The organism is Flavobacterium anhuiense, from assembly GCF_004151235.1.
GTDB lineage: Bacteria > Bacteroidota > Bacteroidia > Flavobacteriales > Flavobacteriaceae > Flavobacterium > Flavobacterium anhuiense_A.
The window spans coordinates 1-5,613 of sequence record NZ_JUIV01000037.1; the positions used below are offsets into that span (position 1 = coordinate 1).

Annotated in this window: 2 tRNA genes and 3 rRNA genes; all 5 read left to right on the plus strand. The window is 48.7% G+C overall.

What is annotated here, in order from left to right:
• Positions 1-442 precede the first annotated feature (442 nt).
• The 5 genes from NU08_RS22110 (at position 443) to rrf (ending at position 5,609) form a co-directional block, all read left to right on the plus strand.
• A 16S ribosomal RNA gene (locus NU08_RS22110) occupies positions 443-1,956 on the plus strand.
• Between the two features lie 129 nt (positions 1,957-2,085).
• Positions 2,086-2,159, plus strand: a tRNA-Ile gene (locus NU08_RS22115).
• 91 nt (positions 2,160-2,250) lie between these two features.
• Positions 2,251-2,324 (plus strand) — tRNA-Ala (locus tag NU08_RS22120).
• Between the two features lie 136 nt (positions 2,325-2,460).
• Positions 2,461-5,342, plus strand: a 23S ribosomal RNA gene (locus tag NU08_RS22125).
• Between the two features lie 157 nt (positions 5,343-5,499).
• Positions 5,500-5,609 (plus strand): 5S ribosomal RNA (gene rrf, locus NU08_RS22130).
• The 16S, 23S and 5S rRNA genes sit together here with 2 tRNA genes alongside, the layout of an rRNA operon.
• Positions 5,610-5,613 lie beyond the last annotated feature (4 nt).

The window sequence follows — 5,613 nt, forward strand, 5'->3', positions numbered from 1 at the left end:
AAAAGCGGAAAAAGGCACTACTTTTGCACCCGCAACGGCGAAAAGCGCTCTTAGACATTCCGGCAGCCTGATCACATTTTAAGGAAAGAGATTTTCGAAAAAAAAAGATTGAAAAAAGCTTGCGGGAAAAGAAAAAGCTTTTTACATTTGCACCCCGCAAAACAGGGAAGCTCATTGAAAGATTGGAAGAAAAAGTTGAGAAACTGAAGCGAAAAAAAGCTTCAGAAATTTTTCAAGTTTTTCTTGCGAGAAACAGAAAGAAGTTTTAGTTTTGCACCCGCTTTGAAACACAAGCGGAAAAAGAAAAAGACACGTTCGTAGACATATTGAATTGACAGCCGTTTTGAAAGAGATTTCAAAACAAGATAGAATAAGAGTAATGGAATCGAAAGATTTTTAAAAGAACCGATAGCAAGGCGTCGCATATACATTATTAAAATATACGATGAAGAGTTTGATCCTGGCTCAGGATGAACGCTAGCGGCAGGCTTAACACATGCAAGTCGAGGGGTAGAGTTCTTCGGAATTTGAGACCGGCGCACGGGTGCGTAACGCGTATGCAATCTGCCTTCCACAGAGGGATAGCCCAGAGAAATTTGGATTAATACCTCATAGCATCATGTCCCGGCATCGGGATATGATTAAAGTCACAACGGTGGAAGATGAGCATGCGTCCCATTAGCTTGTTGGTAAGGTAACGGCTTACCAAGGCAACGATGGGTAGGGGTCCTGAGAGGGAGATCCCCCACACTGGTACTGAGACACGGACCAGACTCCTACGGGAGGCAGCAGTGAGGAATATTGGTCAATGGGCGCAAGCCTGAACCAGCCATGCCGCGTGCAGGATGACGGTCCTATGGATTGTAAACTGCTTTTGTACGGGAAGAAACACTCCTACGTGTAGGAGCCTGACGGTACCGTAAGAATAAGGATCGGCTAACTCCGTGCCAGCAGCCGCGGTAATACGGAGGATCCAAGCGTTATCCGGAATCATTGGGTTTAAAGGGTCTGTAGGCGGTCTTGTAAGTCAGTGGTGAAAGCCCATCGCTCAACGGTGGAACGGCCATTGATACTGCAGGACTTGAATTATTGGGAAGCAACTAGAATATGTAGTGTAGCGGTGAAATGCTTAGAGATTACATGGAATACCAATTGCGAAGGCAGGTTGCTACCAATGGATTGACGCTGATGGACGAAAGCGTGGGTAGCGAACAGGATTAGATACCCTGGTAGTCCACGCCGTAAACGATGGATACTAGCTGTTGGGGGCAACTTCAGTGGCTAAGCGAAAGTGATAAGTATCCCACCTGGGGAGTACGAACGCAAGTTTGAAACTCAAAGGAATTGACGGGGGCCCGCACAAGCGGTGGAGCATGTGGTTTAATTCGATGATACGCGAGGAACCTTACCAAGGCTTAAATGCAGACTGACCGATTTGGAAACAGATCTTTCGCAAGACAGTTTACAAGGTGCTGCATGGTTGTCGTCAGCTCGTGCCGTGAGGTGTCAGGTTAAGTCCTATAACGAGCGCAACCCCTGTTGTTAGTTGCCAGCGAGTAGTGTCGGGAACTCTAACAAGACTGCCAGTGCAAACTGTGAGGAAGGTGGGGATGACGTCAAATCATCACGGCCCTTACGCCTTGGGCTACACACGTGCTACAATGGCCGGTACAGAGAGCAGCCACCCCGCGAGGGGGAGCGAATCTATAAAGCCGGTCACAGTTCGGATCGGAGTCTGCAACTCGACTCCGTGAAGCTGGAATCGCTAGTAATCGGATATCAGCCATGATCCGGTGAATACGTTCCCGGGCCTTGTACACACCGCCCGTCAAGCCATGGAAGCTGGGGGTGCCTGAAGTCGGTGACCGCAAGGAGCTGCCTAGGGTAAAACTGGTAACTAGGGCTAAGTCGTAACAAGGTAGCCGTACCGGAAGGTGCGGCTGGAACACCTCCTTTCTAGAGCCCAAAGTGTTAGCCGGAAGGCACGCTTGGGAAATAAGATGCCTGTTTTAGGTTTTGGATCGTGAAATTGCATTACTCTTGCTGTTAATTTAAAGAAATAAACTTTTAAGTAAAAAAAAACAGAGTCTCGTAGCTCAGCTGGTTAGAGTACTACACTGATAATGTAGGGGTCGGCAGTTCGAGTCTGCCCGGGACTACTTTTTAAAGCTTGAAGAGAAGGAAATTCTAGAGTTGAAGCGTTATGAATCTTAATTCATAATTCATAATTCACAATTCATCATTAGATTTGGGGGATTAGCTCAGCTGGCTAGAGCGCCTGCCTTGCACGCAGGAGGTCAACGGTTCGACTCCGTTATTCTCCACGAAGCTGCCGTAAAAACGGTAGGTAAAAGTTCATTGACATATTGGGATAAGAAAATAATAAGAAAGTAGAAAGCGTTTTTATCGGCAATGATAAAAACAAAACAAAACGGTCTTGTTCTAACAGGCAAGATTGGTGCAATAAGCAAAATAAGGGCGCATGGGGGATGCCTAGGCTCTCAGAGGCGATGAAGGACGTGATAAGCTGCGAAAAGCTGCGGGGACGGGCACACACCGATCGATCCGCAGGTATCCGAATGGGGCAACCCGCTATATTGAAGATATAGCACACCGATAGGTGGGCAAACCCGCTGAACTGAAACATCTAAGTAGGCGGAGGAGAAGAAAACAAAAGTGATTCCGTAAGTAGTGGCGAGCGAACGCGGATTAGCCCAAACCGGCATTGTTACGGCATTGCCGGGGTTGTAGGACCGCGACATTTCATGCGCAAGGAACCGGAAGCTTCTGGAAAGGAGCGCCATAGAGGGTGACAGCCCCGTATGGGCAACGAGCGTAATGGATAGCGGCATCCTGAGTAGGGCGGGGCACGTGAAACCCTGTCTGAATTCGGCGGGACCATCCGCTAAGGCTAAATACTCCTGAGAGACCGATAGTGAACCAGTACCGTGAGGGAAAGGTGAAAAGAACCGTGAATAACGGAGTGAAATAGATCCTGAAACCATGCGCCTACAAGCGGTCGGAGCCCTTTCGTGGGGTGACGGCGTGCCTTTTGCATAATGAGCCTACGAGTTAACGCTGCTGGCAAGGATAAGTGGTTAAGCCATGGATCCGCAGCGAAAGCGAGTCTGAATAGGGCGCTTTAGTCAGTAGTGTTAGACGCGAAACCGTGTGATCTACCCATGGGCAGGTTGAAGCTGTGGTAACACACAGTGGAGGACCGAACCGGTTGACGTTGAAAAGTCTTCGGATGACCTGTGGGTAGGGGTGAAAGGCCAATCAAACTCGGAAATAGCTCGTACTCCCCGAAATGCATTTAGGTGCAGCGTTATTTTAGTTATATAGAGGTAGAGCTACTGATTGGATGCGGGGGCTTCACCGCCTACCAATTCCTGACAAACTCCGAATGCTATATAATGATTGATAACAGTGAGGGCTTGGGTGCTAAGGTCCAAGTCCGAGAGGGAAAGAACCCAGACCATCAGCTAAGGTCCCCAAATATATGCTAAGTTGAAAGAACGAGGTTTGTCTGCCCAGACAGCTAGGATGTTGGCTTGGAAGCAGCCATTCATTTAAAGAGTGCGTAACAGCTCACTAGTCGAGCGGACGAGCATGGATAATAATCGGGCATAAGCATATTACCGAAGCTATGGATTTGCATGTATGTGCAAGTGGTAGGGGAGCATTCTGACAGGGCTGAAGGTGTATCGTAAGGTATGCTGGACCGGTCAGAAAAGAAAATGTAGGCATAAGTAACGATAATGCGGGCGAGAAACCCGCACACCGAAAAACTAAGGTTTCCACAGCTATGCTAATCAGCTGTGGGTTAGTCTGGACCTAAGGCGAACCCGAAAGGGACAGTCGATGGCCAACGGGTTAATATTCCCGTACTTCTTATTGCTGTGATGGGGTGACGGAGTGATGAAAGCGCCGCGAACTGACGGAATAGTTCGTTAAAGCACCTAGCTATAGGCTCTCTAGGCAAATCCGGAGAGTTTGGTGAAATGCGATAGTACTCGGAGTCTTCGGACAAAGAGATAGTGCGCCTAAGGGCTTCCAAGAAAAACCTCTAAACTTCAGGCAGTAAGAACCAGTACCGTAAACCGACACAGGTAGTTGAGGAGAGAATCCTAAGGTGCTCGAGAGATTCATGGCTAAGGAATTAGGCAAAATAGACCTGTAACTTCGGGAGAAAGGTCGCCCCCAGCAATGGGGGCCGCAGTGAAGAGGTCCAGGCGACTGTTTATCAAAAACACAGGGCTCTGCAAAATCGCAAGATGAAGTATAGGGCCTGACACCTGCCCGGTGCTGGAAGGTTAAGAGGAGATGTTATCTTCGGAGAAGCATTGAATTGAAGCCCCAGTAAACGGCGGCCGTAACTATAACGGTCCTAAGGTAGCGAAATTCCTTGTCGGGTAAGTTCCGACCTGCACGAATGGTGTAACGATCTGGACACTGTCTCAGCCATGAGCTCGGTGAAATTGTAGTAACGGTGAAGATGCCGTTTACCCGCAGTGGGACGAAAAGACCCTGTGCACCTTTACTATAGCTTAGTATTGACCTTGGATAAATGATGTGTAGGATAGGTTGGAGACTGTGAAGTGGCGTCGCCAGGCGCTGTGGAGTCATTGTTGAAATACAACCCTTTGTTTATCTGAGGCCTAACCCCGTGTTGCGGGGGACAGTGCTTGGTGGGTAGTTTGACTGGGGTGGTCGCCTCCAAAAGAGTAACGGAGGCTTCTAAAGGTTCCCTCAGTACGCTTGGTAACCGTGCGTAGAGTGCAATGGCATAAGGGAGCTTGACTGAGAGACATACAGGTCGATCAGGTACGAAAGTAGAGCATAGTGATCCGGTGGTTCCGCATGGAAGGGCCATCGCTCAAAGGATAAAAGGTACGCCGGGGATAACAGGCTGATCTCCCCCAAGAGCTCATATCGACGGGGGGGTTTGGCACCTCGATGTCGGCTCGTCACATCCTGGGGCTGGAGAAGGTCCCAAGGGTTGGGCTGTTCGCCCATTAAAGTGGCACGCGAGCTGGGTTCAGAACGTCGTGAGACAGTTCGGTCTCTATCTACTGCGGGCGTTAGAAATTTGAGTGGATCTGATTCTAGTACGAGAGGACCGAATTGGACTAACCTCTAGTGTATCTGTTGTCCCGCCAGGGGCACCGCAGAGTAGCTACGTTGGGAAGGGATAAGCGCTGAAAGCATATAAGCGCGAAACCCACCACAAGATGAGATTTCTTTTAAGGATCGTGGAAGATGACCACGTTGATAGGCTACAGATGTAAAGGCAGTAATGTCACAGTCGAGTAGTACTAATAATCCGTAAGCTTATGCACAGACTTTTCCTCCCCGCCCTGCGGGGAGGAAGGAACTTTCTTAACTAGAAAAGCTTATTTGTTTCTTTATCCCAGTATGTTAAAATATTGTCTGATTGATCATTAACAATTCACAATTGATAATTAACAGTCGGAAGCTGCTTGCAGCGAATAGCCTTAAGGTGGTTATTGCGGCGGGGCTCACCTCTTCCCATCCCGAACAGAGAAGTTAAGCCCGCCTGCGCAGATGGTACTGCAGTCATGTGGGAGAGTATGTCGTCGCCTTTCTTTT